This window comes from Micromonospora sp. C28ISP2-4, assembly GCF_030519385.1.
In the GTDB taxonomy this organism is placed as follows: Bacteria; Actinomycetota; Actinomycetes; order Mycobacteriales; family Micromonosporaceae; genus Micromonospora; species Micromonospora tulbaghiae.
Map to the genome: position 1 here is coordinate 1444374 of NZ_JAUMKG010000001.1, position 23081 is coordinate 1467454.

General features: G+C 73.7%; 27 protein-coding genes. 11 read left to right on the plus strand and 16 right to left on the minus strand.

Annotated elements, in window-relative coordinates; genetic code table 11:
• Window positions 1-2: 2 nt before the first annotated feature.
• From Q3W68_RS06925 to Q3W68_RS06970, 10 genes are all read right to left on the minus strand, one after another.
• A complete protein-coding gene (locus Q3W68_RS06925) occupies window positions 3-1514 on the minus strand; it encodes an FtsX-like permease family protein (protein WP_302904628.1) in 1512 nt (503 codons plus the stop codon).
• Entirely contained in the window at window positions 1511-2212 is a 702-nt protein-coding gene (locus tag Q3W68_RS06930) for an ABC transporter ATP-binding protein (RefSeq protein ID WP_302904629.1), read from the minus strand. Before Q3W68_RS06930 ends, Q3W68_RS06925 begins: the two co-directional genes overlap by 4 nt.
• Window positions 2209-2745 (minus strand): PadR family transcriptional regulator, encoded by a 537-nt coding sequence (locus Q3W68_RS06935; protein ID WP_302904630.1) that lies wholly within the window; start codon window positions 2743-2745, stop codon window positions 2209-2211. Before Q3W68_RS06935 ends, Q3W68_RS06930 begins: the two co-directional genes overlap by 4 nt.
• 73 nt (window positions 2746-2818) lie before the next feature.
• Window positions 2819-3385, minus strand: a complete 567-nt coding sequence (locus Q3W68_RS06940; protein WP_302904631.1) for a TIGR03086 family metal-binding protein — start codon at window positions 3383-3385, stop codon at window positions 2819-2821.
• A 95-nt stretch (window positions 3386-3480) separates the two neighbouring features.
• The gene (locus tag Q3W68_RS06945; protein ID WP_302904632.1) at window positions 3481-5019 is read right to left on the minus strand and encodes a SpoIIE family protein phosphatase; all 1539 of its coding nucleotides are present in this window, start codon (window positions 5017-5019) and stop codon (window positions 3481-3483) included.
• A 2-nt stretch (window positions 5020-5021) separates the two neighbouring features.
• Window positions 5022-6368 (minus strand): sensor histidine kinase, encoded by a 1347-nt coding sequence (locus Q3W68_RS06950; protein WP_302904633.1) that lies wholly within the window; start codon window positions 6366-6368, stop codon window positions 5022-5024.
• Window positions 6365-7378, minus strand: coding sequence for a SpoIIE family protein phosphatase (locus tag Q3W68_RS06955; RefSeq protein ID WP_302904975.1), 1014 nt, complete (start codon window positions 7376-7378; stop codon window positions 6365-6367). Before Q3W68_RS06955 ends, Q3W68_RS06950 begins: the two co-directional genes overlap by 4 nt.
• Entirely contained in the window at window positions 7375-7794 is a 420-nt protein-coding gene (locus tag Q3W68_RS06960; protein WP_120572138.1) for an ATP-binding protein, read from the minus strand. Before Q3W68_RS06960 ends, Q3W68_RS06955 begins: the two co-directional genes overlap by 4 nt.
• Window positions 7791-8201: an STAS domain-containing protein gene (locus tag Q3W68_RS06965; protein WP_151499819.1), complete on the minus strand. Its 411-nt coding sequence runs from the start codon at window positions 8199-8201 to the stop codon at window positions 7791-7793. The genes Q3W68_RS06960 and Q3W68_RS06965 overlap by 4 nt, the downstream gene beginning before the upstream one ends.
• Window positions 8201-9061 carry an STAS domain-containing protein gene (locus Q3W68_RS06970; protein WP_302904634.1) on the minus strand — a complete coding sequence of 287 codons (861 nt, stop codon included), beginning with the start codon at window positions 9059-9061 and terminating at the stop codon, window positions 8201-8203. The genes Q3W68_RS06965 and Q3W68_RS06970 overlap by 1 nt, the downstream gene beginning before the upstream one ends.
• Before the next feature lie 160 nt (window positions 9062-9221).
• Between Q3W68_RS06970 and Q3W68_RS06975 the strand changes: the two genes are divergently transcribed.
• Window positions 9222-9578, plus strand: coding sequence for an STAS domain-containing protein (locus Q3W68_RS06975; RefSeq protein ID WP_302904635.1), 357 nt, complete (start codon window positions 9222-9224; stop codon window positions 9576-9578).
• 10 nt (window positions 9579-9588) lie between these two features.
• On the opposite strand, the gene Q3W68_RS06980 is transcribed toward Q3W68_RS06975, so the two are convergent.
• Window positions 9589-10857 (minus strand): MFS transporter, encoded by a 1269-nt coding sequence (locus Q3W68_RS06980; RefSeq protein ID WP_302904636.1) that lies wholly within the window; start codon window positions 10855-10857, stop codon window positions 9589-9591.
• 49 nt (window positions 10858-10906) lie between these two features.
• On the opposite strand from Q3W68_RS06980, the gene Q3W68_RS06985 reads away from it, so the two are divergent.
• The 4 genes from Q3W68_RS06985 to Q3W68_RS07000 all read left to right on the plus strand — a co-directional run bounded on the left by Q3W68_RS06985 (window position 10907) and on the right by Q3W68_RS07000 (window position 12823).
• A complete protein-coding gene (locus Q3W68_RS06985) occupies window positions 10907-11590 on the plus strand; it encodes a FadR/GntR family transcriptional regulator (protein ID WP_302904637.1) in 684 nt (227 codons plus the stop codon).
• Window positions 11591-11630: 40 nt separating this feature from the next.
• Window positions 11631-12101, plus strand: coding sequence for a large conductance mechanosensitive channel protein MscL (gene mscL / locus Q3W68_RS06990; RefSeq protein ID WP_302904638.1), 471 nt, complete (start codon window positions 11631-11633; stop codon window positions 12099-12101).
• 78 nt (window positions 12102-12179) lie between these two features.
• Window positions 12180-12428, plus strand: a complete 249-nt coding sequence (locus Q3W68_RS06995; protein ID WP_302904639.1) for a hypothetical protein — start codon at window positions 12180-12182, stop codon at window positions 12426-12428.
• Window positions 12429-12457: 29 nt separating this feature from the next.
• Window positions 12458-12823, plus strand: coding sequence for a hypothetical protein (locus Q3W68_RS07000; RefSeq protein WP_302904640.1), 366 nt, complete (start codon window positions 12458-12460; stop codon window positions 12821-12823).
• 4 nt (window positions 12824-12827) lie between these two features.
• Here Q3W68_RS07000 and Q3W68_RS07005 read toward each other — a convergent pair whose 3' ends face one another.
• Window positions 12828-14042: a benzoate/H(+) symporter BenE family transporter gene (locus tag Q3W68_RS07005; protein WP_302904641.1), complete on the minus strand. Its 1215-nt coding sequence runs from the start codon at window positions 14040-14042 to the stop codon at window positions 12828-12830.
• 58 nt (window positions 14043-14100) lie between these two features.
• Between Q3W68_RS07005 and Q3W68_RS07010 the strand changes: the two genes are divergently transcribed.
• The 5 genes from Q3W68_RS07010 (at window position 14101) to Q3W68_RS07030 (ending at window position 18878) form a co-directional block, all read left to right on the plus strand.
• On the plus strand, window positions 14101-14664 hold the full coding sequence (locus Q3W68_RS07010) for a helix-turn-helix domain-containing protein (protein WP_302904642.1): 564 nt from the start codon (window positions 14101-14103) through the stop codon (window positions 14662-14664).
• A gap of 93 nt (window positions 14665-14757) precedes the next feature.
• Complete coding sequence (locus Q3W68_RS07015; protein ID WP_099162983.1) at window positions 14758-15477, plus strand: PP2C family serine/threonine-protein phosphatase; 720 nt, start codon at window positions 14758-14760, stop codon at window positions 15475-15477.
• A gap of 52 nt (window positions 15478-15529) precedes the next feature.
• Complete coding sequence (locus tag Q3W68_RS07020) at window positions 15530-16729, plus strand: enhanced intracellular survival protein Eis (RefSeq protein WP_302904643.1); 1200 nt, start codon at window positions 15530-15532, stop codon at window positions 16727-16729.
• A 39-nt stretch (window positions 16730-16768) separates the two neighbouring features.
• On the plus strand, window positions 16769-17518 hold the full coding sequence (locus tag Q3W68_RS07025; protein WP_302904644.1) for a ZIP family metal transporter: 750 nt from the start codon (window positions 16769-16771) through the stop codon (window positions 17516-17518).
• A 208-nt stretch (window positions 17519-17726) separates the two neighbouring features.
• Window positions 17727-18878 carry a hypothetical protein gene (locus Q3W68_RS07030; protein ID WP_302904976.1) on the plus strand — a complete coding sequence of 384 codons (1152 nt, stop codon included), beginning with the start codon at window positions 17727-17729 and terminating at the stop codon, window positions 18876-18878.
• Window positions 18879-19128: 250 nt separating this feature from the next.
• On the opposite strand, the gene Q3W68_RS07035 is transcribed toward Q3W68_RS07030, so the two are convergent.
• Complete coding sequence (locus Q3W68_RS07035; protein WP_302904645.1) at window positions 19129-20211, minus strand: NAD-dependent epimerase/dehydratase family protein; 1083 nt, start codon at window positions 20209-20211, stop codon at window positions 19129-19131.
• A 36-nt stretch (window positions 20212-20247) separates the two neighbouring features.
• Window positions 20248-20547: a hypothetical protein gene (locus tag Q3W68_RS07040; RefSeq protein ID WP_120574039.1), complete on the minus strand. Its 300-nt coding sequence runs from the start codon at window positions 20545-20547 to the stop codon at window positions 20248-20250.
• 181 nt (window positions 20548-20728) lie between these two features.
• On the opposite strand from Q3W68_RS07040, the gene Q3W68_RS07045 reads away from it, so the two are divergent.
• Window positions 20729-21112 (plus strand): DUF6223 family protein, encoded by a 384-nt coding sequence (locus Q3W68_RS07045; protein ID WP_302904646.1) that lies wholly within the window; start codon window positions 20729-20731, stop codon window positions 21110-21112.
• Between the two features lie 83 nt (window positions 21113-21195).
• On the opposite strand, the gene Q3W68_RS07050 is transcribed toward Q3W68_RS07045, so the two are convergent.
• Together Q3W68_RS07050 and Q3W68_RS07055 are read right to left on the minus strand one after the other, a co-directional pair.
• Window positions 21196-21858: a response regulator transcription factor gene (locus Q3W68_RS07050; RefSeq protein WP_302904647.1), complete on the minus strand. Its 663-nt coding sequence runs from the start codon at window positions 21856-21858 to the stop codon at window positions 21196-21198.
• Entirely contained in the window at window positions 21855-23021 is a 1167-nt protein-coding gene (locus Q3W68_RS07055) for a sensor histidine kinase (RefSeq protein WP_302904648.1), read from the minus strand. The genes Q3W68_RS07050 and Q3W68_RS07055 overlap by 4 nt, the downstream gene beginning before the upstream one ends.
• Window positions 23022-23081 lie beyond the last annotated feature (60 nt).

Here is a 23081-nt window from a genome sequence, read left to right on the forward strand (position 1 = left end):
GGTCAGGTGCTGCGCAGTTCCTCCACCGAGGTCGCGGCGCGCAGGAACAGCAGGCCGGCCACGACCGTGCACAGCACCGCCGCCAGCCCGCCCGCCGCGAGCCAGGCCAGCTGATCCCACGGTACGTCCGGCGGGACCGTCGTCTTCGGCACCCACTCGGTACGGGTGTACCGCGCCGCGGTGGCCGGATCGCCGCACAGTTCCGTACCGGCGTCGCAGATCGTCCGCTCGAAGCCACCGTTGCTCGGTGCCGGCATGACGCCCCGGACCAGCAGATAGCCGACCGTCAGCGCGAGCCCGATCGCGGGTACGGCGGGGGCGAGCGCGGCCCACAGCAGCGACCGGCCGATGGTGGCGCGTGGCACGCCGGTCGCCACCTGCGCCGCGTACGCCCGTCGCCGGCTGGTGATCCCCTCGACCACAGCCACGAGCAGCCCACCGCCGGCGATCGCCATCGCCACCACTACCGCGAGGTCGACCAGGTCCATCGCGCCGAGGTAGAAGCCCGGGTCGGCCATTCCGGAGCCGGTGCGGCGGGTCACCTCGGCCTGGGCCTGGAAGTCGGCACGCATAGCGGCGGCGCCGGCGCCGAAGATCAGCGCGGCCAGCAACGCGGCGAAGGTGCGGCTGCCGGCCCACGGGTCGGCGACCAGCCGGCGGGCGGCGAGCAGGGCGGCCGGGCCGCGTCCGTGGCGGTGCAGCAGCCGTCCGGTGTGGTACGAGATCCAGCCGGTGCCCGAGACGACGCCGATCATCGCGGTCAGCCCGCCGACGACGAGCAACGTCGGCACCAGCCAGTCGGGGGCCACGGCGCCACGCCGTTCGTACCAGAGCAGGAGCGGGCGGATCGCGGCGAACATCGCCAGTGCGGCGAGGATGAGCACGCCCGGCCACGGCCAGGGCGCCCGGGTGCGGACCCTGCGCACCACGCCGAACGGGGTGGTGGTGACCCGCCGCAGCAGCAGCGCGCTGATCAGCGCGGCCACCAGCGGCAGGCCGAGCACCACGGCGGCCACGGCGACCGGCGCCGGACGCACGTCGGTGGGCAGCGGCAGCCGCCCGTCCGCGTCGGGCCGGTGCAGCAGCCGGCGTCCGGCCAGGAAGACGGCCAGGCCGACCAGGGTGCCGATCAGGCTCGCCACGCCGGTCTCGGCGACCGCGACCCGGGTGACCTGCCCAGGGGTGGCGCCGGCCAGCCGGAACGCGGCCAGCCGGCGGTCCCGGCCCGGCGCGCCGAGGCGGGCGCACTGCCCGGCCAGTCCCAGCACCGGCACGCAGAGCAGCAGCAACGCGAGCGCGACGCCGGGACGCAGGCCGGGTTCCCGGAGCAGGGCGTTTGTGTACTGCTCGGACTGCGTCCAGGCATCGCCGGCCGGCTCGACCACCGCCAGCACTGTCAGCGCGGCCAGCCCGGCCAGCGTCGCGAGCGCGGCGCTCACCGCCGTGAGCACCACACGTGCGACGTCGGTGCGGGTGCCGGCCAGCACGAGACGCAGCAGCGTCCCCGGCCTCACCGTGACCCGCCCGGCAGCGCCGGGTCGAGCCCGAGCCCGGTGTGGTCGACCATGCCGTCGCGCAGGGTCACCTCCCGATCCGCGTACGCGGCGATGCGCGGCTCGTGCGTCACCAGCACGACTGTGGTGCGCTGCTCGCGGGCCAGCCGGACCAGTTGGGTGAGCACCTGCTCGCCGGCCAGCGTGTCGAGCGCGCCGGTGGGTTCGTCGGCGAAGATCACCCGTGGTTCGGTGACGAGCGCCCGGGACATCGCGCACCGTTGCTGCTGCCCGCCGGACATCTCACCGGGCCGGGCGTCGGCGACGTCGGCCACTCCGAGCCGGTCCAGCCAGGCCAGCGCCGCCGTCCGTGCCGCTCGCCGCCCCGTGCCGGCGAGCAACAGCGGAAGGGCGACGTTCTCCGCGGCGGTCAGCTCGGCGACGAGCTGGCCGAACTGGAACAACACCCCGAATTCGGTACGGCGCAGCCGGGAGCGGGCCGCCTCCGACCACGTGTCGATCCGTTCCCCGCGCCAGGTCACCTGACCCGCGTCGGGACGCAGGATGCCGGCGAGGCAGTGCAGCAGGGTGGACTTGCCACAGCCGCTCGGGCCGGTGACCGCGACGATCTCGCCTTCGGCGACGTCGAGCGTCACACCGAGCAGCGCGGGTGTGTGACCGTATGCGCGGACGACTCCGCGCGCTTGCAGGAACGTCACGAACGCACCTCCCGGTGCCAGTCGGCGACCCGGTCCAGGGTGGTGTGCAGCCACCGGAGATCGGCGTCGAGGTGGGCGATGGCGAAGTCGGCGGCGACCACCTCGTCGAGGCGGGCGCCGAGGGCCGTCTTCAGCGCGGTCAGTTCGCGCAGCCGTTGCGTGTGCGCCTGCCGCTGCGCGATCAGGTAGGCGCGGGCCTGGTCGACGTCGGCCACCAGGAGCGCGACCACCACCTTGGCGAAGAGCGTGCTGGCCACGTACGGCATCGGCGGCTCGACGGTGGCGAGCCAGTGGTCCAGCGCCGCCCGCCCGTCGTCGGTGAGCGCGTACGAGGTGCGGTCGGGGCCGCCCTCGCGGGTCTGGCCGGCCGCCGTCACGAGGCCGTCGCGGCACAGGCGGGCCAGCGTCGCGTAGACCTGCCCGAAGGCGAGCGGACGGGCGCGGGGCAGCCGCTCGTCGTGCGCGCGCTTCAGCTCGTAGCCGTGGCGTGGGCCGGCGGCGAGCAGCCCGAGCAGGACGTGCGAAGTGGACACGGCCCTACTATTCGCTGAGTGAATAGCGGTGTCAAGAACGGCCCGCGCGGCGTACCACGCGGGCCGTCCGGACTCAGCGGGTCCAGGCCGGGTCGCGCCCGGCCCGGCCCAGCAGCGCGTCCATGCTGTCCGGTGCCGCGTCGGTGGGCACCGGCGGGCCGAACGCGCCCATCTTCTGCCCCGTGTCGCCCATCCGGTCCATGAACTCGTGCCCTGCGGCCACCACCGCGCGGTCCACGGTCAGATCCTGGCCGGTGGCCCGCGCCAGATCCCATCCGTGGATGGTGAGGTCGATCAGGGCCATCAGACCGACCGTCTCCTGCGGCAGTCCCATGCCCGGCGAGACACCCTCCTGCGTGGACGGGTCGGACCACGCCTCGGTCAGCCGGGCCGCCTCGGTCGCGAACCGGTCCCGCCAGCCGTCGGTCAGGTGGTCGGTCTTGCCGGACCAGTCGACCTCCTCCCGGCGGGCCAGCGCCTGGAAGTTGACCACCACGTCGAACAGGTGGCCCAGCAGGTCGCGCACGGTGTAGTCGGGACAGGGGGTGGGCAGGACGAGCTGGTCGTCGGAGATGCCGCGCACCACAGCGGCCGTACGCGGCGCCGCGACGGCGAGCAGTTCACTGGTCTTCGTAGTCATCGGGCCAGCCTATGAGGACTGTCGCGAGGAAACGGGACACGAAGCGGCAGGGTCCGGTTCCGGCACCGGCCGGCCGCGGTGACCGCGCTGGTCGCTCAGCGGCGGCGGACCGCTACCACCGCCACGTCGTCGTGGATCTCCGGCGGCGCCAGCTCGACGAGCAGCCGCCGGCAGAAATCGTCCAGGTCGTCGTCGACCCGGGTGGCGGCCACACCGAGCGCCGCCATGCCGTCGTCGATCGTGGCGTCCCGCCGCTCGATCAGCCCGTCGGTGTAGAGCACGAGCGTGGCCCCGGCGGGCAGCACGAACTCCAGGTCCGGCGGGCGCGGCGCGCGCACGCCGAGCAGCGGCGCGGACTGCGTGACGAACTCGACCCGCCCGTCGCGGCTCAGCAACGCCGGCAGGTGCCCGGCGCTGGCCATCCGGACCAGCCCGCTCGGCGGGTGGAGCAGCAGTACGCAGATGGTGGCCAGCTCGTTCGGCAGCAGGGTGCGCATCAGCTCGTTGACCCGGTCCAGGATCACGCCCGGCTGGTGCCCCTCGACCGCGTACGCCCGCACCGCGTGCCGCAGCTCGGCCATCACCGTGGCGGCGTGCAGCGAGTGCCCGGCCACGTCACCGATCGCCACCAGCAGGTGACCGTCGAGCATCACCAGCTCGTAGAAGTCGCCACCCACCTCGGTCTGCGCGCTCGCCGGCTCGTACCGGACGGCCAGATCGAGGCCGTTCACGTCGGGCAGCCGCTGCGGCAGCAGGCTGCGCTGCAACGTCACCGCGATCCGGTGCTCCTCGTCGAAGGACCGCTGCGCCTCCACCGCCGAGGCGACCGCTTGGGCGAGCTGAACCAGCACCGGCGTGCGTACGGTCTGGGTGGCGGTCGGCACCACCACGTAGAGCGGGGCCCGGTCCTCGCGCAGCCGGGACGCGGCGACCGTCACGGTGTCACCGTCCGGCCAGCCCGTCACCGCCCAGTTGGCCGGCTCGTCGACCCGTACCCGGGTGCCGATCGGTACTCCGGTGTCGTCCACCACCCACGGCACGATCCGGGCCGGCGTGTGCGGGTCGGCCGCCACCCCGGCCAGGCAGTCCCCGTCGAACGTCTCGGCGACCACCGCCGCCGGGGCCTTGAAGATCCGCGCCGCGCCGCTCGCGGCAGCCTCCAGCAGCCGGACGAAGTTCGGCGTCGCGTGCATCTCCACCGTGGCGTCGGCGAGCGCGGCGAGCCGCTCGGCGAGCTGCTCGGCCCGCAGCCGGGCCTGGTAGTAGCGCAGCACCGCGTGGGCGGTGGCGACCAGTTCCTCCGGCTCGATCGGCTCGGCCAGGTAGGCGTCCGCGCCCCGGGTGAGGCCCTGCGCCCGGTCGACCACGTCGACCGCGTGCGCGGAGACGTGGATGACCGGGATGTACGGGTAATCCTCCTTGATCCGCTCGCACACCTCGAAGCCGCTCATGTCGGGCAGCCGCACGTCGAGCACCACGAGGTCGACGTGCTCCCGGGCCACCCGGTCCAGCGCCGCCGTGCCGTTCTCGGCCTCGACTGTGAGGAAGCCGGCCCGGGTCAGCCAGTTGACCAGCAGGTATCGCTTGGGGCCGCTGTCGTCGACCACAAGCACGGTCACCGGCCCGCTGTCCACCGTCACGCTCCGCCCGCGGGGAGGACGACTGTGAACGTGCTGCCCCGGCCGGGTTCGCTTGTGAGCTCCAGCGTCCCGCCGAGCAGCGCGACCAGCCGTCGCGCGTACGGCAGGCCGAGCCCGGTGCCACCGACCCGGGTCGTGCCGGGCACCTGGTAGAACTCCTCGAAGACCCGCTCGTGCAGTTCGGGCGGGATGCCGACGCCGGTGTCGGTGACCGACAGCGTCCACTGGTCGCCACGGCGCTCGGCGCGCAGGCGTACCTCACCGCGCTCGGTGAACTTCAGCCCGTTGTGCAGCAGGTTGCGCAGCACCTGGGCGAGCAGCACCTCGTCCGAGCGGAGCGTCGCCGGGGCCGGCGGCTCCTCGACCACCAGCTCCACCTCGGAGTGCGTGGTGAGCGCCCGCAGCGTGCCGCGCAACTGCCCGAACACCGCGCGCAGGTCGACTTCGGACCACTCCGGCTCGATCCGGCCCGACTCGGCCTTGGCCAGGTCGAGCAGCTCGTTCACCAGCCCCAGCAGGTCACCCGCCGAGGACCGGATCAGCCCCACCTGGCGGGCCTGCTCGCCGGTGAGCGGGTCGGAGGCGGAGTCGGCCAGCAGCCGGGCCAGGCCGATGATCGCGGTGACCGGTGCGCGCAGCTCGTGGCTGACGTTGGCCAGGAACCGGCTCTTCGACTCGCTCGCCGCCCGCAGTTGCGCGGACTTCTCCTCCAGCTCGGCGTAGAGCGCCACCACACCCCGGTTGGTCTCCTCCAGCTCCTCGGTGAGCTGGTTGTAGAGCGCCATCACGCCCTGGTTGGTCTCCTGCAGTTCGGAGTTGAGCACCGCCAGCTCGTCGCGCTGACTGCGTACCTCGTCGAGGGCGGCGATGAGCTGGGAGTTCTGCGCCGCCAGCTCGTCCAGCGCGGAGCCCGGAGCACGCTCGGCCAGCTCGGCCCGGAGCCGGCCGGCGCGTTCCGGCGTCAGCTCCTCGGCGTGGTCGGGCACCCGTCTGGACATCCTCACGACGTTATCGCCCTCGACGGCCACCACCCGCAACGTGTCCACCAGACGCGCGACGGCGCCGGACTGCGGCTCGTACCGGCCGCCGGGCAGCGGACGCAGTGGCGACAGGTCCACCTGGAGGACCCGGCGGCCCACGGCGTCCCGGTCGACGGCGAACGTGACGTCCGCGCCGTCGACCCCGCGCAGCAGCTCCCGGGCCACCTCGCTCAGCGCGGTCGCGATCCGTACCTGGTCCTGGTGTTCCAGCCCGACCGCCGCGGCCACCTCCCGGCCACGCTGCCGGACCAGGAAGATGTCCTGCTCCACCCGGAGCGCGAGGTGCAGGAGGGGTTCGGTCATGCCGCCCCCCGGGCCACCAGGACGCAGGCGTCGTCGCGGCGGGTGCCGGCGTCACGCAGCAGCGTCGCGGCGGCCAGCAACGGGTTGCGCCCGACCAGCCCGGGATAGTCGTCCAGGTCCCAGCGATCCACCACCCCGTCACTGTGCATGACCAGGGTGGCGTCGCGCGAGAAGGGGTAGTCGTACCCGCGGATCGTCGGGCGCTGGTGCCCGGCGATGCCCGGCAGCGAGACCAGCCCGCGCCGCCGCTCGCCCGACGCGACGATCATCGCGGCGATGTTGCCCAGCCCGGCGTAGCGGAGCACGCCGGCGGCCGGGTCCGGTTCGGCCACCGCGAGCGCGGCGCCCCGGGTGTGCGAGATGGCGGCGTGCAGGTGCCGCACCACGACGTCCGGCGGCCCGTCCGGTGCCGAGCGGAACGCGGACACGGCGGCACCGGTCGCGGCGGCGGCGAGCGGCCCGTGGCCCAGCCCGTCGGAGACCAGCACCTGTTGCCGACCGTCGACCTGCCGGACCGCGTAGCCGTCGCCGCTGCTCTGCTCGCCGGTGATCGGCCGGGCCAGCCCGGCGGCCCAGTCCGGCTCGGGCGGTGCGTCGTCCCAGACCTGGACGACCAGGACCGTGCCCCGGCCCGGTGACGAGTAGCCGTCGAACCGGCTCGACTGCCTGACGATCGCGCCGAGACCGATGCCCAGCGTGCCGACCGTGGAGTGGCCGTCGACGGAGGAGAGCGTGAGGTCGGCCATGCCGGGGCCGGAGTCGATCGCCACCAGTTCCACACCGGCCTGCCCGCCCCGGCGCGCCGGACGCATCAGGAGCGTGCCCTCGCGGGCGTGCTTGACCAGGTTGCTGGTGATCTCGGCGGTGACGATGGCCAGGTCCGCGACGCGAGGCGCGCTCAGTTCGAGCTGCCGGCCGAGACGTTCGGCCGCCCGGCGTACGCTGCCGGCGGTCGCGCCGGTGTCGACCCGGAACCACACGCCGTGGTCGGGCACCACGTCGGCGATCATCGCGACCACTTGGTGACGGTGATCCTCGTCCCCTCGCCGACAGCCGTGCGGATGTCGAAGTCGTCCACGAGCCGGCGGGCGCCGCTCAGTCCCAGGCCCAGCCCGCCGCCGGTGGTGTAGCCGTCGGTGAGCGCCAGGTCGAGGTCCGGGATGCCCGGTCCCTCGTCGGCGAAGACGATCCGCACGCCGCGCCGGCGGCCGTCCTCCACCGTGCTCACCTCGGCGCTGCCCCCGCCGCCGTAGATCAGCGTGTTGCGGGCCAGCTCGCTGGCGGCGGTGACGAGCTTCGTCTGGTCGACCAGGGAGAGCCGGGCCGCGACGGCCGTGGTACGCACCAACTGCCGGACCCGCACCACGTCCTCGTCGCTGCGGATCGCCTGGGTCGCCGGCACACCCAGGTCGACGCCCGTGGTCATGCCGTCGCCGTCGTCTCGGTGCCCTCGTCGTCGGCCGCCTCGTCCCAGTCGTCGGCCCGGCTGGCCGCGATCAGCTCCATGCCGCGCTCGACGTTCAACGCGGTACGGATGCCGTTGAGCGACAGCCCCAGCTCGACGAGCGTGATGGCGACGGCCGGACGCATGCCGACCACCACCGTCTCGGCGTCCAGCACCTTGGAGATGGACGCGATGGTGGACAGCATCCGGCCGACGAAGGAGTCGACGATGTCCAGCGCCGTGATGTCGATGATCACGCCGTGGCAGCCGGTGGCGACGATCCGCTCGGCCAGGTCCTCCTGCAACTGGATGGCCGTCTGGTCGGACATGTCGACCTGGATGGAGACCAGCAGGATGTCGCCGATCTTGAGGATCGGCACGCGTTCCATCAGGACTCCCGCCGCGGGCGGCGAGCGGTGGTCTCGACCCCGGTCAGGCGCAGCACGTGGCGCAGCGCGTCGGCGAGGCTCGCCTTGGTGGCGATGTCGCCGAACTCGATGCCGAGGGCGACGATCGTCTGAGCGATCTGGGGGCGGATGCCGGAGATGATGCAGTCGGCGCCCATCAGCCGGGCGGCCACCACGGTCTTGAGGATGTGCTGCGCGACCTGCGTGTCGACCGCCGGCACGCCGGTGATGTCGATGATCGCGTACGGCGAGCCGGTGTCGACGAGTGTCTGGAGCAGCCGCTCCATCACCACCTGGGCGCGGGCCGAGTCCAGCGTCCCGACCAGCGGGACGGCGACCACGCCCTCCCAGAGCTTGACCACCGGGGTGGACAGCTCCAGCAACTGCTCCGCCTGGTCGGCGATCAGGCTCTCCCGGGCGCGCACGAACGTCTCGAAGGTGAACAGGCCCATCTGGTCGATGAGCGCGGAGTAGGCGACGAAGTCACGCAGCGTGTTGTCGCTCTTCTCCTCCTCCATCAGCTCCAGCAGGGTCTCCTTCAACGCGAAGACGCTGATCGCGGTCTCGGTCGCGGAGAATCCCTGCCGGGCCCGGTTCGTGGACAGCTCGGACAGCACCGCGCGCAGCTCACCGCCGTGCTCGCCGGCCAGGTCGGAGACGCCGTGCCGGCCGGCGTCGATCAGCGCGCGGTGCAGCTCCTGCACCTGGCGAGCCAGCTCGGCGCGGCTCAGGCGGCCGCGCAGCGAAGCGGCGACGACCTCGGTCCAGCGATTGGTCAACCGGTCCGCGTGCTGAGTGAGCATGTGGGCGAGCCGATCACCCTGGTCGGCGCTCAACGCCATGGTTGACCTCCCTGATTTGGACGGGCGGACTCTATCACCGGAGGCTGACGCGGTACTTGTCGCGGAGCAAAGAATGATCGGTCGCACCCGTGTGCGCTCCCGTTCTGCGCGGCGCGCCAGTCGTGGGATACCGTTTCCCCCGAACACAGGAGGTCGACGTATGTCCTTGACGGTGCACACGGAACAACGCGGCGACGTGGTCGTCGTGTCGGTCGCGGGCGAGCTGGACATGGCCACGGCACCGCAACTGCAGGACCAGATCACGGATCTGCTGGACAAGGGGCGCAACCGCCTGGTCTTCGACCTGGCCGAGGTGTCGTTCTGCGACTCCACCGGTCTGTCGGTGTTCGTCCGGGCGAAGAACAACTGCGACGAGGTCGGCGGCGTCGTCCGGCTGGCCGCCCCGCAGCGCGGCGTGCTGCGCATCCTGGAGGTCAGCGGACTGGTCGAGGTGCTGCACACCTACCCGACCGTGGAGCAGGCCGTCGCGGGCGACCCCACGCCGGCCTCCTCCTGACCCGTCCCGCTCAGCGCTCGTCCTCGATGTAACGGGGACGGGCGATCACCATGCCCGCCGCCGTCTGCACGGCCAGCGCCATCAGCAGGAAACCGATCGGGGCGGTCCAGCCGCCGGTCGCCTCGTAGAGGATGCCCACCAGCAGCGGTCCGAGTGCCGCGATCACGTACCCGGTGCTCTGCGCGAACGCGGACAGCGCCACGGTGCCCTCGGCGGTCCGGGCGCGCAGGCCGATCGTGGTCAGGATGAGCGGGAACGCGCCCTGGCCGAGCGCCAGCAGCAGCACCCACAGCGGCGCCAGGCCCCGCGGGGCCAGCGCCAGACCGGCGTACGCGGCGGCGGAGAACACGGTCAGCGACAGCACCAGCGGCCGGAGCGTGGCCAGCCGGCCGGCGAGCGTCGGCATCATCAGCGCCACCGGCACGCCCAGCGCGGTCACGCCGGCGAGCAGCAGCCCGGCCGCCTCCGGCCGGTATCCGGCGTCCCGGAAGAGCTGGGCCAGCCAGCCCATGATCGCGTACCCGCTGAGCGACTGCGCCCCGAAGTAGACCGCCATGGCCCAGCCGAGCCGGGTCCGGGCCGGTTGCACCCGGGTCCGGGCGGCGACCGCCACCGCCGGGGGCGCGGCCCGTCGCGCGGCGCGGGCCCGCAGCGCCAGCGGCACCCACGGGAGTACGGCCAGCGCGGCCAGCCCGGCCCAGATGCCGAGACCGGCCCGCCACGAGCCGAACGCGTGCGCCACCGGCACCGCGGCCGCCGCGGCCACCGTCGTGCCCACAGTCAGGGCCATCGTGTACGCCCCGGTGACCAGTCCGGTGCGGTGCGGGAAGTGCTGCTTGACGAGCATGGGCAGCAGGATGTTCGCCACCGCGATGCCGGCGAGCGCGAGCGCGCTGGTGAGCACGAAGACCGCCGCCGAGCCGGTGACCGCGCGCAGCACCTGCCCGACGGTGAGCGCCAGCATGGCCAGCACCAGCACGCGGGGCGCGGCCCAGCGGCGGACCAGCCACGGGGTGAGCGCGCCCAGCCCGGCGAACGCGATGGTGGGCAGCGTGGTGACCAGGCCGGCCATCGTCCCGGACAGGCCCAGACCGACGCGGATCTCGTCGAGCAGGGCGCCGAGGCTGGTCACCGCGGCGCGCAGGTTCAGCGCGACGAGCAGCATCCCGGCGAGTACGAGCAGACCGCCCCGGAGCGGGCCGACCGCCGGGGTGGGGCCCGCCGCTGGTGTGACGCCGGGGGCGGGCACTGTCGCGGCGGGCGCTGGTGGCGGAGTCATGACCTCGAACCTACAATCATGGGATGAATTTCGGCACGAGGTGTAACCGGTGACACCCGCCGTGGATTCCGTCGCCGTGCCTCCGCGCGGTCACCGGGTCCGCCAGACGATCGAGCAGCTCCGGGAGCGGATCCTCGGCGGCGAGTGGCCGGTGGGCGGGCGCATCCCCACCGAGCCGCAACTGGTCGCCGCGCTCGGTGTGGGGCGCAACACGGTCCGCGAGGCGGTCCGCGCGCTCGTGCACGCCGGGGTGCTGGAGTGCCGGCAGGGCTCCGGCACCTACGTCGTGTCGACCGACGAGCTGGCGCCGGTGGTGGCCCGCCGGCTCACCGACGACCGGATGACCGAGGTGATCGAGGTCCGGCGCGCGTTCGAGGTGGAGGCCGCCCGGCTCGCCGCGCTGAGGCGTACCCCCGAGGACCTGGCGGCGCTCGACGGCGCGCTGGCGGCCCGCGAGGCCGCGTGGCGCGGCGGCCGGGTGGACGAGTTCGTCGAGGCGGACGCCGCGCTGCACACGGTCGTGGTGGCGGCCGCGCACAACGCCATGCTGGCCGAGCTGTACGCCTCGGTGGGCGCCGCGCTGCGCAGCACCGTGGCCCAGGCGATGGGCGAGACGCTGACCCCCGAGCGGTACGTGGACCACGGCCGGCTGGTCGAGGCGATCCGGGCCGGCGACCCGCAGCGGGCGGCGATCGAGGCCGGTGCTTTTCTCGAAGGGCCCGCCGGGGCATAGGTTGTCCCCGACGCAGACTCATCAGGGCACGGGAGTACGGATGCTCAAGGGCTTCAAAGACTTCATCATGCGCGGCAACGTCGTCGACCTGGCGGTCGGTGTCGTCATCGGCGCCGCGTTCACCGGCGTGGTGACCCAGCTCACCAAGTCGTTCCTGGAACCGCTGGTACGCGTGTTCATCGCGCTGATCACCGGCAGCAAGAACGGGCTCACCGGCTCCACGCCGATGTTCCGGGGCATCCCGTTCGACTGGGTGGCCTTCGTCAACGCGCTGATCACGTTCGTGCTCACCGCGGCGGCGCTGTACTTCCTGGTCGTCTACCCGATGAACAAGCTCGCCGAGCGGCGCAAGCGCGGCGAGGAGCCGCCGCCGTCGGCCCCGAGCGAGGAGGTCAAGCTGCTCACCGAGATCCGGGACGCGCTGCTCGCCGGCAACCACGGCACGCCCGGGCAGCGCAGCGCCCTGGACGACGTGCTCGGCCGCCGGCAGGAGCCGCCCGCGCCGCGCTGAACGCCATAGCCGATCGGCCCCCGCGACGATCTCGCGGGGGCCGACGTGTATCGAACACATGTTCGATAGAGTCCGGGCATGGAGCAGCGTAGGCACTGGTGGAACGGGAAATGGGGACGGCTCGCCCGGCGTGACGTCTTCCTCCGGGTGGACGGCGACCGCTGGCACGTGGAGCAGCGGGCCGGCGGCGCCGAGGGGGTTTCCCGGTTCTACGAGCACGCCAGCGCCGAGGAGGCCGAGGAGACGGTCCGGGCGCTGCTGGACGGCACCGACACCTGGCGCGAGCTGTCCCCCCGCCCGCCGGGCGGCTGGGCCCCCTCCGTTTAGTGCCCGCGCGCCCCGGGAACCGCTGCTGCATGAGCCAGCAGCAGGACACCGTCTCCCGGATCACCACCGGCATGCGGGTGGTCGACTCCGCAGGCGTCGAGGTGGGCACAGTCGATCTCGTACAGCGCGGCGACCCGGCCGCGGTGACCGTGCAGGCGCCCGCCCCGGTCGACCCGGGCAGCAGCCTGGACGAGCTGATCGAGTCGGCCGCCGCCGAGGAGCCGGACGTACCGGCCGACCTGGCCGCCCGGCTGCTGCGCGACGGCTACCTCAAGGTCTCCACCGAACTGGTCCGCACCGGTGCGGTCTACGTGCTGGCCGACCGGATCGCCGCGGTGAGCGACGGCGCGGTACGCCTCACCGTCCCGGCCGCGGAGCTACCCGCCGAGGAGTGACGGGTCACCCGGTCCGGCCGGAAAGCGACGGGGCGGATTCGGTCCGGGGCGGCTCGACCGGCGGGGATACGACCGCCCGGCGGCGGAACAGCAGCAGCATCAGCCAGCCCGCGACCAGTCCCCAGAACGCGCCGCCCACCCCGAGCAGGCTCACCCCGGAGGCGGTGATCACGAACGTCACCACCGCTGCCTCCCGCGCGTCCGGCTGGGCGACCGCCGCCGTGACGGCTCCGGCGAGCGCGCCGAGCAGGGCGAGCCCGGCGACGGCCTCGACCAGCACCGGCGGGGAGAGCAGCACCAGGGCGGTGGCCACGCCGGCGCCGAGGCCGAGCAGGGCCAGGCCGATCCCGGCGGTGACCGAGGCGATCCAGCGCCGTTCCGGGTCCGGATGGGCGTCCGGGCCGGCGGCCAGGGCGGCGGTGATCGCGGCGAGGTTCACCGCGTGCCCGCCCGCGGGGGCGCCGAGCGCGGTGGCGAGCCCGGTCACCCGCAGCGCCGAGCCCAGCGGGGCCCGGTAGCCGTACCCGGCGAGCACCGCGGTGCCGGGCACGTTCTGCGCGGCCATGGTGACCAGGAACAGCGGCAGCGCGAGCCCGACGACGGCGGGCAGCGTCCAGGCCGGCGCGGTGAACGCGACGACGGGTGCGGCGTCCAGCCGGGCCGGCCCGGAGGTGGTCAGCGCGATAGCGACCACCGCCACGGCGAGCGCGCCCGGCACCGCCCACCGGCGGGCGAACCGGTGCAGCAGCAGCCAGACCAGCACCACCGGACCGGCCAGCAAGGGCACCTCGACCAGGGCGCGTACCGGCGCCGTACACAGGGGCAGCAGCACCCCGGCGAGCATGGCGGAGGCGATCGGGGCGGGGATGGCGGCGACCGCGCGGCCGAGCGCGGGGATCAGCCCGGCCGCGATGATCAGCAGCCCGGCGAGCAGGAAGGCGCCGACCGCTGCGGGCCAGCCGCCGGCGACCGGCCCGGTGGCCACGAGCAGCGCCGCGCCGGGCGTGGACCAGGCGATGGACAGCGGCAGCCGGTGCCGCAGGCCGAGCCAGACCGCGCAGGCGCCGCTGGCGACGCAGAGCGCGAGCAGGCCCGAGGCGGCCTGGTCCGGGCCGGCGCCGACCGCGCGCAGCCCGGCCAGGACGACTGTGAACGAGCTGGCGAAGCCGACCAGGGCGGTCACCACGCCGGCCAGGACGGGTTGGAGCCGACCGCCCATGCTCTCCTCCTCCGACCGTTCCGTTTACGGAACGGCACGGTGTAGCACGATAGCCCCCATGACAGCCGCCGCACCAGCCGATGACCGGGGCGCCCGGGAGGTCGGCCGGCGCATCCGCTCGCTCCGCACCGAGCGGGGCATCTCCCTGTCCGAGCTGGCCCGCCTCGCGGGCGTCGGCAAGGCCACGCTCTCCGGCCTGGAGAACGGCGTGCGCAACCCCCGGCTGGAGACCCTGTACGCGATCACCGCGCAGCTCGGCGTACCGCTGACCGCCGTGCTCTCCGCCCCCGGCGAGGCGCCGACCGTACGCGGAGCCGCGGTCGGCGCCACGCTGCTGGACGTGTTCGACGACCGGGAGGCGACCTACGAGCTGTACCGGATGCGGGTCGCTCCGGGGCCGGCGCAGCTCTCCCCCGCCCACTCCAGCGGCGTGACCGAACACGTGACGGTCTTCTCCGGCGTACTGCGCGCCGGCCCGGTCGACGCCCCGCTGACCGCCGGCCCCGGGGGCTACCTGCGGTGGACGTCCGACGTGCCGCACACCTACGCGGCGGTGGGCGAGGAGGAGGTCCACGCGAGCCTCCTGCTGCGCTATCCTCGTCCATCCACACTGGACAGTTGACGCATACCCAGGATGCAAGCTGATGACATTTCTTTCAGCAGACCCGCCAGCGCGTGCAGACGCGGAGCCGTTCTTCTTGGCAAGCTTGTCGTCATGACGCTCATCCTCCGCTCGGCCATCCTCAACGACGTCGGCCTCGTCCGGACCAACAACGAGGACTCCGCCCTCGCCGGTGACCGCCTCGTGGCGGTGGCCGACGGCATGGGCGGGCTCCCCGCCGGTGAGGTGGCCAGCGAGATCGTCATCCGGATCCTGGACGAGCTGACGCCGCCCACCGGCGCCGACGAGGCGGCCGACGCGCTGCGCGCCGTCGTGAGCACCGCGAACCAGCGCATCCGCGCGGCCATCACCGTCGACCCGGCCCGCGACGGCATGGGTACGACGCTCACCGCCGCCCTGCTCGCCGGCGACACCCTGGTGCTGGCCCAGGTCGGTGACTCCCGCTGCTACCTGCTGCGCGACCACGAGCTGACCCAGCTCACCCGCGACGACACGTTCGTGCAGGCGCTCGTCGACCAGGGCGCGCTCTCCCGCGACCAGGCCCGGCACCACCCGCAGCGCTCGCTCGTCACCCGCGCGGTGCAGGGCTCCGACGCGCCACCCGCCGTCGGGGCGCTCACCGTGTTCGCCGGCGACCGGCTGCTGCTGTGCAGCGACGGCCTCTCCGACTACGTGGAGGACGCCGCCATCGCCGCGGCGCTCGCCACCTACGGGGACCGCCAGCAGTGCGGCGAGCAACTGGTGAAACTGGCCCACCAGGCCGGCGCGCCGGACAACGTGACGGTGGTCATCTCGGACGTCACCGAGGCGTGAGCGGGCGTCCTTTCCGGTTGCGGACCGCGCCCCGTGCGGTTGGGATGAACGGATGCACATCCGCCGGCTGGCCGCCGATGAACGACTGACCACCAGCTTCCCGCTCCAGGCGTACGCGTTCGAGGCGTCGCCGATGGCGGCCTCCCGGACCGACCAGTTCCGCGCTTATCTGCCGTACAACGCGGGGAACACGACGCTGGTGGCCGAGGAGGACGGGGTCACCGCGGCGGCCGTCTCGGCGATACCGATGCGGCAGAACCTGCGCGGCGCGGTGCTGCCGATGGCCGGCGTCGCGGGCGTGGCCACCCACCCGCTGGCCCGCCGGCGCGGCCACGTCCGCACGCTGATGCAGCAGCTCCTCGACGGCATGCGCGACGAGGGCCGTCAGCTCACCGCGCTGCACCCGTTCCGCGCCTCGTTCTACGAGCGCTTCGGCTACATCGGGCTGCCCCGGCGGCGTACCGCGGTCCTCAACCCGGCGGACCTGGCGCCGCTGCTGCGCGCGGAGCTGCCCGACGAGCTGGTCTGGGAGCGGATCGGCGCCGGGTACGCGCGGTGGCGCGCGTACACCGAGCGGTGCCTGCGCGAGCGGCACGGCTTCGCCGTCTTCCCGGACTTCCGGGCGGTCGGCCTGCGCGACCGGGACGACCGCTGGCTGGTCAGCGTGGTGCGGGGCGGCGAGACGGTCGGCGCCGTGACCTACCGGATCGACGACCACGCCGGCACACTGTTCGCCGACGACCTGCTGGTCGACGACGCGTACGCCCGCGCGTCGGTCCTCCAGTTCTTCGCCCGGCACGTCGACCAGGTGGCCCGGATCAGCGTCCAGGTGACCCCGGACGAACTGCCCGAGCTGTGGCTGACCGACCTCGACGTGCAGGTGGAGGCACGGGTGGCCCGGCCCGACCCGACCGCGCCGATGGCCCGGCTGCTCAGCCTGGACGCGCTCGCCGACCAGCCGGTCGGGGTGGGCCGGGTGCTGGTCGAGCTGGTCGGCGACCGCTGGCTCGCCGGCCGGCACCTGCTCGACGGCACCACCGGCAAGCTGGCGGTGCTGCCGGCGCAGACCGCCGGCGAGGGCGGCGTGCCCGTCGCGCGGCTCACCGCCGCCGGGCTCTCCGCCCTGGCGTACGGGGTGCTCGACCCGGCCGAGGTGGTCGTACGCGGACTGGGCGAGGTGCCGGTGGACGCGGCCGGTGAGCTGCGCCGTCTCTTCCCCCGTGAACTGCCCCACCTGTTCGCCGACTTCTGACCCGGTTGACGGCGCCGCGCCGGGGGTAGGGTCCAGCGCGTGCCGGAGTGGCTGGAAGCGGGATTCTGGGGCCTGCTCGCCGGGTCGGCCCTGCTGATCGGGGCGGCCGTCGGGTTCTTCGTGCGCGTACCGCGCCGGGTGACCGCCTCGGTGATGGCGTTCGGGGCGGGCGTGCTGCTGTCCGCCGTCACGTTCGAGCTGATCGACGAGGCGCACGAGCAGGGCGGCCTGCTGCCGGTGGCGATCGGCGCGGCGGCCGGCGCGCTGGCGTACACCGGGGCCAACGTGCTGCTGGCCCGGCACGGCGCCCGGCACCGCAAGCGTTCCGGCGACGAACAGCCCTCCGAGCGGGAGCAGCCCGGCTCCGGTTCGGCGATCGCGGTCGGCGCGCTGCTCGACGGCGTACCCGAATCGGTGGTGATCGGCGCGAGCCTGCTCGCCGGTGGCCCGGTCAGCCTGGTGACGGTGATCGCGGTGTTCCTCAGCAACGTGCCGGAAGGGCTCTCCAGCGCGGCCGGCATGCGGCAGGCCGGGCGCACCCGGCGCTACGTGTTCGGGCTGTGGACGGCCATCGCGTTGATCTCGGGGGCGGCGTCGCTGGCCGGGTACACGCTGCTCGGCGGCGCGCCGCCCGAGGTGCTGGCGACGATCACCGCGCTCGCCGCGGGCGCGATCCTCGCGATGATCACCGACACCATGGTCCCGGAGGCGTTCGCGGACGCGCACCTGCTGGTCGGGCTGATCACCGTGCTCGGCTTCCTGGTCGCGTTCGCGCTGTCGCACGCCTGACCGTCGCACGCGGTGCCCGGGGCGCTGCCTGCTGCCGCGCGGTCGCGGGTTCAGGTGCCGGCGGCGGCTCCGCGACTCCGGCTCCGGTATCGGCTTGGGCTGCGGCTCCGGCTTGGGCTGCGGCTCCGGTGCCGGCTTAGCGGCGGGTTAAGGATCGGCTGTGGGGTCGTGCCGGGGCGGACGGTCCTCCTAGCATCGGGCGGTGCGCGTGAAGTCGGCTGTCACTCTGCTCGTCCTCGCCCTGGCGACGGCGACGCTGCCCGCCTGTGGCGACGATCCGGCCCCCGCACCCGCCGCCGCCGACGCCGCCGGCTCGTCGGCCGGTCCGGCAGCCGCCCCGTCGCCCACCCCGAATGGGCGTTCCGGACTGGGTAGCGCCCGGCCGAGCCCCACCCCCGCCACCGTGGCGTTCCGCGCCGGCAACCCCGCCGGCCGGGCGAGCGTGCCGGCCGAGGCGCGTCCGGTGGACACCTCGCGCCCGACCCGTACCGTCGGTAGCGGCACCCCGGCGACCTGCACCTCGGAGGCGGTGGTGAAGGCCGTCGCGGCCGGTGGCGTCATCACGTTCGACTGCGGACCGGCGCCGGTGACCATCACCATGAAGGCCACCGCCAAGGTGGCGAACTCGCACGGCCCGCGCGTCGTACTGGACGGCGGCGGCAAGGTCACGTTCAGCGGCGGGGGCAAGCGTCGCATCCTCTACATGAACACCTGCGACAAGGCGCAGGGCTTCACCACCTCGCACTGCCAGAACCAGGACCACCCGCGGCTCACCGTGCAGAACCTGACGTTCGCCGACGGGGACGCCACGGGCGATCGCACCGAGGGCGGTGGGGGCGGCGCGATCTTCGTACGCGGCGGGCGGTTCGCCGTGATCAACTCACGGTTCGTCGACAACCGCTGCGACCGTACCGGCCCGGACCTCGGGGGCGCCGCGCTGCGCGTGCTCAGCCAGTTCGAGAACAAACCGGTGTACGTGGTGAGCAGCACCTTCACCGGCGGGGTGTGCGCCAACGGCGGGGCGCTGAGCAGCATCGGCGTTTCCTGGACGGTGCTGAACAGCGTCTTCCGGGACAACCGCGCGGTCGGTACGGGCGCGAACCCGGCCCGGGGCGGCACGCCCGGTGGTGGCAGTGGCGGCGCGATTTACTGCGACGGCAACGAGTTCGCGGTACGGATCGCCGGCACGGTGATCGACGACAACAGCGCGAACGAGGGCGGCGGCGCGATCTTCTTCGTCAGCAACAACCGCACCGGCACGCTGAAGATCGACAGCAGCACCCTGCGGAGAAATCCCAGCCGAGGCTTCGAGACACAGGGCCACCCCGGCATCTTCTTCCTGGGCGCCCGCATCTCCTGACCCTCTCCCCCTCCCCACCGGTTCGCCCCGCGCTGTTGATCATGAAGTTGGCAGCCTCCCCGTCGGCGTGTCATGCCGTCAACCTCATGATCGTCGGCCAATTCCCGGCCCGTCGGCACTCGCCCCGCCCGTTCACCCCCGCGTTTGCCCTCTTGGCTCGGTGATCAAGGGGTTCGTGTCCTGGTTGATCTCTGCGCGGGACACAAACTCCTTGATCAACAGGGCATGAAGACGCAGCGGCGAAGGGCGGTCAGTAGGGGTTGGGGTGGCCGGGGAGGTGGCCTCGGGTCAGGGCTGCCGGGCGGCCGGGGAGGGTCGGGTCCGGGGACAGCGGCGGTGAGTCGGTGCCGGCCCGACCGGCCATGCCGGCGAACAGCTCCTTCAGGGCGGTCACCGTGTCGACGGCCGGTGTCCACCCGAGTTCGGTCTCGGCACGATGGCTGGACATCAGCGGCACGTTCAGCGCCAGGTCGACCCAGCCGGTGTCGACCGGTTGCAGCCGCGCCCGCCAGGTCACCGCCGCCGCGGCGCGCAGCACAGGCGTCGCCACCGGCACCGTCCAGCCGTGGAAGTGCCGGGCCACCAGCTCCGGCGTCAGCACCGGGTCGGCCGCCACGTTGAAGGCGCCGCTCGCGTCCCCCAGAACCGCCCGGGCGTACGCGTCGGCCACGTCGTCGGCGTGCACCGCCTGCATCCGGAGTCGCTTGTTCGACGGCACCAGCGGAATCCGGCCGTACCGCAGCAGGCGTACCGGGACCAGCGGGCCGAGGAAGTAGCGGCTGATCTCCGTACCGGCCTCGCGCTGGAAGATCAGTCCCGGCCGTAGCCGTACCACGCGCAGGTTCGGGTGCTCCCGCTGCACGCCGTCGAGCAGTGCCTCCACCTCTGCCTTGTCCCGGCTGTACGACGACGTCTCCACCCCGGTCGCCGGCCAGTTCTCGCTGACCGGGTGGTTCTTCGGGCCGGGCGCGTAGGTGCCGACCGATGAGGCGTACACCAGGGCCGGAACGCCGACCCGGACGGCGGCCTCGATCACCGCGCGGCTGCCGCCGACGTTGGTCCGGTAGAGCGTGCGCCGGTCGTGGCTGGGCTGGATCTGCCAGGCCAGGTGCACTACTGCCCGCGCCCCGGCGAAGACCCGGACGAGCTGGTCGGCCGCGCCGGGCGCGCCGATGTCGCAGGAGTGCCACTCGACGTCGTCGTACGGCTCACCGGCGTCCGGTCCGGGCAGCCGGCGGGCCACGCCGACCAGTTCGGTGCCCGCCTCCCGCCGCAGGCGGCGCAGCACCGCCGTCCCCACGTTGCCGGTCGCCCCCACGATCACGATGCGCATGGTCGTGCCGTACCCGCTGAACCGGGCAGCAACCGCTCACGGACGGGGGTTCGTGCGCACCCAGCCCTTCTCCCGCTCGCGGCGACCGGCCGTCGCGGCCAGGCAGCGGGGGCAGAGCCAGCTCTCCGGGTCGGCCTCGGTGAGCACGTCGGTGCCGGAGTAGTCGAACGGCACGTGCGGGAAGCGGCGCAGCCGGGTGCGGCTCAGCGGCAGCCCGCACAGCGTCTGGTTCTGGCCCGGCAGCCAGGCGTGCACCTCACCGCCGGGCCGCCGTACGCCGTCGTCGCCCGGCACCTCGCGGGACGCCGCCACGGCGGCGGTGGTCGTGACTCGCATGGTGGCCCAGGTTCCCCGGCCGCCGCCGTTCACGCCTGAAGACAACCCCTGGGGTACGGCGGGCGGAGCGCGTACTCCCGTGGTGGTAGCCGGATCGACGACTCCGGGGCGACGACCGGCGGCGATGCGCGTCCATACGCTGCCGCCGTCACCACTTGCCGCGACCCGAGGGAGTCCCAGAATGTCGATCCGTCACCTGCTCGCCACCACAGTCGTCGGAGAGTTCGCCCCGGCCGCGCACGCCTCGCTCGCCGCCGGGGGCATCGGCGGCTCCGGGCGGGCCGGCGCCACAGTCATCGCCCTGGTGGGCCTGGCCGGCGTGGTCGTCGGCGGGCTGGCGCTGGCCCGCTCCCGTCGCGGGCCGGGCGAGGGGCGGGTCCAGGCCCTGGTAGCGGTAGCGGCCGGACTGGTCAGCCTCGTCCTCAGCGTGTGGCACCTGGCGCTGACCACCGAGGGTCTCGGTAGCGGTCAGGGACGGGCCGGTGCGGTCGCCGGGGTGGCGTTCGGGCTGATCGGGGCGGTGCTGGGCGGGCTGGCGCTGGCCCGTTCTCGGCGCACCGCCTGACCCGGTCGCTCGTTCCGTCCGGCCGCTCGTTCCGTCCCGGCGGCTCGTTCCGTCCCGGCAGTTGGTTCTGTCCGGCGGCTCGGTCAGGAGGCGGTGAGCCAGCCGGGCACGGTGAGCCCCGACTCGTACGCGAGCACCACGAGCTGGGCCCGGTCCCGTACCCGCGTCTTGGTCATGATCCGGCTGACGTGCGTCTTCGCGGTGGCCGGGCTCAGCACCAGCCGGGCCGCGATCTCGTCGTTGGACAGGCCGGCGGCCACCAGGGCGAGCACCTCCCGTTCCCGCTCGGTGAGCGCGTTCAGCCGAGGGCCCGGGTCCGGGTGCCGGGTCCGGGCGGCGAACTCGGCGATCAGCCGGCGGGTGACGGCCGGGGCGATCAACGCGTCGCCCCGCGCCACCACCCGTACGCCGTGGATCAGCTCCGCCGGCTCGGTGTCCTTGACCAGGAAGCCGCTCGCGCCGGCCCGCAACGCACCGTAGACGTAGTCGTCCAGGTCGAAGGTGGTCAGGATGATCACCCGGGCGTCGGTGCCGGCGACGATCTCCCGGGTGGCGGCCAGCCCGTCCAGCAGCGGCATCCGGATGTCCATGAGTACGACGTCCGGCCGCAGTTCCCGCGTCAGCCGTACCGCAGTGGCGCCGTCTGCGGCCTCGCCGACCACCTCGATGCCGTCCTCGCCGTCGAGGATGGAGCGGAAGCCGGCGCGTACCAAAGTCTGGTCGTCGGCGAGCAGCAACCGGATCATGCCGTCTCCCCAGGTTCCGCGCGGGGCGCCGGGACAGGCAGCGGGGCGGGCCGCAGCGGGAGACGGGCCCGCACCAGGAACCCGCCGTCCGGCCCCGGCCCGGTGGTGAGCGAGCCACCCAGCGCCCGGGCCCGTTCGCCCATGCCGAGGATCCCGTTCCCGGGCGGACCCGTGGGACCGGCGCCGTCGTCGGCCACCTCCACCAGCACCTCGTCGCCGTCCGGCACGACCCGGACCACCGCCGTGCTCGCGCCCGCGTGACGGCTCACGTTGGTGAGCGCCTCCTGGACGATCCGGTACGCGGACAGATTCACCTCCGGCGGCAGCGGCCCGACCTCCGTCACCTCGGTACGCACCACCAGCCCGCACTGCCCGGCCGCCGTGACCAGCTCGTCGAGGCGTTCGAGACCGGGCGCCGGCCGGCTCGGCGACGTACCCTCCTGCCGCAGTACGCCGAGCGCCGCCCGCAGCTCGCGTAGCGTCTCCCGGCTCGTCTGCTTGATCACGGTGAGTGCCTCCGCCGACCGCTCCGGATCGGGCCGGTGCAACGCGGCGCTCGCCTGCACACTGATCAGCGAGAGATGGTGGCCGAGCAGGTCGTGCAGCTCGCGGGCGATCCGCAGCCGCTCCTCGGTGGCCCGGTGGCGGGCCTCCTCCTCCTTACGCTGCTCCGCGGCCAGCACCCGGGCCTGCACCTCGGCGAGATAGGCCCGCCGGTTGCGGGTCACGCCGACGATGACCGCGACCAGCCACCCGGCGTGCAGCAGCGTCGCCCCGTTCCCACTGACGCCGGTCCGGGTGTAGCTGTCGGCGACGGCGAAGGAGACGACAGAGGCCAGGCCGAGCCCCACCGCGACCGCGAGGTGCCCCTCGTCGACGACCGTGTAGAGCGCGACGACGAACACCAGCATGATCGGCCCGGGCCGGTGCAGCAGAGCCCCGTACGCGGCGACAGCGGCCAGCGCCACCAGGCCCACCGCCACCGGGTATCGCCGGCGCAGGTAGAGCGCGGCGGAGGACGCCAGGACGACGAGCAGCGCGACCAGTTCGGCGGCGGTGTCGATGCCGTCCGACTGCACGACCAGGCCGAGGAGGGCCACCAGGGCGACGGCAGGCACCACTGCGGCTTCCGCTTTGAGGCCGTGTCGGCGCCAGCTCGACATTGCCGAAGCGTAACGGTCCGCGGACGCAGCGGAGGGCCCCGAAGCGGCGTCGTGTCGTGC

What these genes read in the sequence shown, in the direction of transcription:
- Q3W68_RS06940 (WP_302904631.1), bottom strand. Translation starts at nt 3,385, where the DNA reads ATGACTACGAAGACCAGTGAACTGCTCGCCGTCGCGGCGCCGCGTACG.
- Q3W68_RS06950 (WP_302904633.1), bottom strand. Translation starts at nt 6,368, where the DNA reads ATGACCGAACCCCTCCTGCACCTCGCGCTCCGGGTGGAGCAGGACATC.
- Q3W68_RS06955 (WP_302904975.1), bottom strand. Translation starts at nt 7,378, where the DNA reads ATGATCGCCGACGTGGTGCCCGACCACGGCGTGTGGTTCCGGGTCGAC.
- Q3W68_RS06960 (WP_120572138.1), bottom strand. Translation starts at nt 7,794, where the DNA reads ATGACCACGGGCGTCGACCTGGGTGTGCCGGCGACCCAGGCGATCCGC.
- Q3W68_RS06965 (WP_151499819.1), bottom strand. Translation starts at nt 8,201, where the DNA reads ATGGAACGCGTGCCGATCCTCAAGATCGGCGACATCCTGCTGGTCTCC.
- Q3W68_RS06970 (WP_302904634.1), bottom strand. Translation starts at nt 9,061, where the DNA reads ATGGCGTTGAGCGCCGACCAGGGTGATCGGCTCGCCCACATGCTCACT.
- Q3W68_RS06975 (WP_302904635.1), top strand. Translation starts at nt 9,222, where the DNA reads ATGTCCTTGACGGTGCACACGGAACAACGCGGCGACGTGGTCGTCGTG.
- Q3W68_RS06980 (WP_302904636.1), bottom strand. Translation starts at nt 10,857, where the DNA reads ATGACTCCGCCACCAGCGCCCGCCGCGACAGTGCCCGCCCCCGGCGTC.
- mscL (WP_302904638.1), top strand. Translation starts at nt 11,631, where the DNA reads ATGCTCAAGGGCTTCAAAGACTTCATCATGCGCGGCAACGTCGTCGAC.
- Q3W68_RS06995 (WP_302904639.1), top strand. Translation starts at nt 12,180, where the DNA reads ATGGAGCAGCGTAGGCACTGGTGGAACGGGAAATGGGGACGGCTCGCC.
- Q3W68_RS07000 (WP_302904640.1), top strand. Translation starts at nt 12,458, where the DNA reads ATGAGCCAGCAGCAGGACACCGTCTCCCGGATCACCACCGGCATGCGG.
- Q3W68_RS07005 (WP_302904641.1), bottom strand. Translation starts at nt 14,042, where the DNA reads ATGGGCGGTCGGCTCCAACCCGTCCTGGCCGGCGTGGTGACCGCCCTG.
- Q3W68_RS07010 (WP_302904642.1), top strand. Translation starts at nt 14,101, where the DNA reads ATGACAGCCGCCGCACCAGCCGATGACCGGGGCGCCCGGGAGGTCGGC.
- Q3W68_RS07015 (WP_099162983.1), top strand. Translation starts at nt 14,758, where the DNA reads ATGACGCTCATCCTCCGCTCGGCCATCCTCAACGACGTCGGCCTCGTC.
- Q3W68_RS07020 (WP_302904643.1), top strand. Translation starts at nt 15,530, where the DNA reads ATGCACATCCGCCGGCTGGCCGCCGATGAACGACTGACCACCAGCTTC.
- Q3W68_RS07035 (WP_302904645.1), bottom strand. Translation starts at nt 20,211, where the DNA reads ATGCGCATCGTGATCGTGGGGGCGACCGGCAACGTGGGGACGGCGGTG.
- Q3W68_RS07040 (WP_120574039.1), bottom strand. Translation starts at nt 20,547, where the DNA reads ATGCGAGTCACGACCACCGCCGCCGTGGCGGCGTCCCGCGAGGTGCCG.
- Q3W68_RS07045 (WP_302904646.1), top strand. Translation starts at nt 20,729, where the DNA reads ATGTCGATCCGTCACCTGCTCGCCACCACAGTCGTCGGAGAGTTCGCC.
- Q3W68_RS07050 (WP_302904647.1), bottom strand. Translation starts at nt 21,858, where the DNA reads ATGATCCGGTTGCTGCTCGCCGACGACCAGACTTTGGTACGCGCCGGC.
- Q3W68_RS07055 (WP_302904648.1), bottom strand. Translation starts at nt 23,021, where the DNA reads ATGTCGAGCTGGCGCCGACACGGCCTCAAAGCGGAAGCCGCAGTGGTG.